The organism is Paenibacillus sinensis, assembly GCF_019904155.1.
Lineage (GTDB): Bacteria > Bacillota > Bacilli > Paenibacillales > Paenibacillaceae > Paenibacillus_AQ > Paenibacillus_AQ sinensis.
This window is the reverse complement of record NZ_JAHCMB010000080.1, coordinates 1-2449: the sequence shown is the minus strand read 5'-3', so window position 1 is coordinate 2449 and position 2449 is coordinate 1. Positions and strand designations below refer to the sequence as shown.

Here is a 2449-nt window from a genome sequence, read left to right as displayed (position 1 = left end):
TGTTACATCAACCTGAAATTTCTCTGCCCATTCACAGTCTTTATTTATCCACTCCGTCATTGATAACTTAAGGTTTTGATTTATCTGATGTTCTAAGCTTTCATTGCCTAAGCCAGATATTTGCGCATACTTTACGTTGAATGGATGATTGTCTTTGTCATAGGCCGTATATTCTTTTTCAAATATTTTATAGTCATTTTCGCTGCTCGGTTTGCTTCCTTCAATATTATTAACTTTATTGTCATTTACGTCGCTTGAGTTGCATCCTGCAAACAACATGGGCATGATAACAAGAAAACATATTAAAGCAGCCCGTTTCATGAAGATCATCCCTCCTCATTTCACAAAAGCTATTATGGCTTTATTGTATGCATCCATTCGGTCATCCCAGTTATTGTTTTTTCTCCATGTAATCTGAATGCCGGCCTGACAGAGGGCGCATTGAAATAACGTTGTCCTGACAAACAGTTCCTATATAAAAATAATAAAAGACCCTTCTAGCTGCAGCAACTTGCCCGACACCCTCCCCCTAAACAGCACCAGAATGATTCCTTTGAATATATCAAAAAAGGAAAAGCCACCGAAAGAATTTATCCGATGGAATGGAAACTTTATTATTGATTTACAAAAATCACTTTCTCTCCGTTAATCGTTGCTTGTATGGTTGATGGGTTATCACTAATGAAAGGCGGAAGAGCAGAATGGATTTTATCAAAATCTGCCTTTGCAAATGCTTCTTTATCAAAATCAACTTCCACTGATGTAAAAGAGTGCCAATCCTCACCTAAAAATTTTTGCCAGTCACTGTTATACTTGTCTTTCGTAAATTTGAGTTCAACACCATCTTGAATCATCACAACGTTATCTATTGTAGACTGAGGACTATAAATAAGAATGGGAATTTGTATTTTATCCCCATCAGGGTAGCGAAAACCATACTCCTCCAGTCCAAGACCTACTCCATCAACACCTGCAACGAAATCTATTTCCTTAGAGAATGGATACGTCCAGCCATTGTATTCAAAAAAAGGTTCAGCCTGTTTGGTTGGCGGGAGAATTAAAGAGTCGTTACATGCTTTCGTATACTTCGCTAATTCATTGGTCCATGTTTCCCGATTAACTTCGACTGTTTTATTGGTAATGTCAGTTGACGGTTCTACCCTATTACCATCGATTTCACTGACGAATACCATTGGTTCATAGTACTTCGTTACCTCGTTTTCGGGAAAACCGACACCACCATGCAACACACCTGTTCGCTTAGAGTGAATGGGGGCGAATAACAGAGTGTTGGGGTACTTTTCGTTACGTGTCACAAATATGGGATTGTCCTTCATATAAACAGATTGCTGCGAATCAGTTGTTGTAATGGAATGTTTCGTCATAATAAAGCTAAGTAAGGGAAATATACGTTTTCCCGATTTGTAATCAACTATTCCTTCTTGGTCTGAAAACTGTCCCATTTTTCCGAGTGCAACTTGACAGGCATTCACACTGTTTTCCTGCTGAACCGGGGGACTCTGAGTGTTCTGCTGATTCGAAGATATCCGTCCACTTTCACATCCAGTTAATAATAAAATAAAAATTATATTTAACCACTTCACTCTTTTCATCTGTGGTAACCCCACCTTTAACACGGCATCTCAAAATATTGATCTGCGGATATGGACAAAGTCTCGACGGAGCGGTTCATCGTCCTCTATCCAGTCATATTTCAGAATAAGCGGAACAGGCAGAACAGTCTCCAGTTGCTCTAGAATCTCCCGCACATCTTCGCTCTGGAAGATAACGGCTAACGAATCGGACGAAATAGTCAACCCCAATCGTTTAACTACTGTAGCGTTGTCAAAAGCCTCCGGCTCCAATTCATATTCCTCTAGAACCTCACCTCCAGCATATCTGTCCAGCAATTCCCCGTTCTGATAAATAGATATTTCCAACACTTCATCATCAAAGTATCCTATAGCAAGCACAAGGGAAGAAATTAAGCCTGATAAAAACCCGGCTCTCTCACCAATCGTTTCCCAGTTGAAATTCTCCCCGAGTACTGTTGTCCAGCCTTGATTTTGCCCGATATAGTAGCTACTTCTGGGTCTTAGCCGTTTCAAGCTCTTCAATACTTCTTCCTTATCGTCCGTAAACACGTGAAGATTTGCAAATGTAGTTCCCATTTTTCATCCACCTCTTNACCCCGCAGATTTATCATATATTGATATGCTGTTTTAACTTTATGCACCCGAATGGTTCCTCTAACTTGGTCCGCCCAGATTTAGGTCTTACCCGATCATTTCGGAGTTGGACCATACTTAATAAAGACAAAACCACAATACGAAAAATGTCGCATCGTGGTTTCGAGGGCAATCACAAGTTTTCAATTCGGGAGCATATACTCTCCTTGTAGCTATTCTTCTACTCCATTTTCACTAATAAAAACAAATCTTCATCGTAA

At 39.8% G+C, this 2449-nt stretch carries 3 protein-coding genes; all 3 read right to left on the bottom strand.

From position 1 onward, the window contains the following. The coding region (locus KIH86_RS10500; protein WP_223110435.1) for a hypothetical protein at positions 1-321 on the bottom strand (321 nt) is incomplete at its 3' end. 293 nt (positions 322-614) lie between these two features. Then, positions 615-1613, bottom strand: coding sequence for a hypothetical protein (locus KIH86_RS10495; protein WP_223083386.1), 999 nt, complete (start codon positions 1611-1613; stop codon positions 615-617). Positions 1614-1643: 30 nt separating this feature from the next. Beyond that, the gene (locus KIH86_RS10490) at positions 1644-2171 is read right to left on the bottom strand and encodes a hypothetical protein (protein ID WP_223083385.1); all 528 of its coding nucleotides are present in this window, start codon (positions 2169-2171) and stop codon (positions 1644-1646) included. Between the last annotated feature and the right edge of the window lie 278 nt (positions 2172-2449).

What these genes read in the sequence shown, in the direction of transcription:
- KIH86_RS10495 (WP_223083386.1), bottom strand. Translation starts at nt 1,613, where the DNA reads ATGAAAAGAGTGAAGTGGTTAAATATAATTTTTATTTTATTATTAACT.
- KIH86_RS10490 (WP_223083385.1), bottom strand. Translation starts at nt 2,171, where the DNA reads ATGGGAACTACATTTGCAAATCTTCACGTGTTTACGGACGATAAGGAA.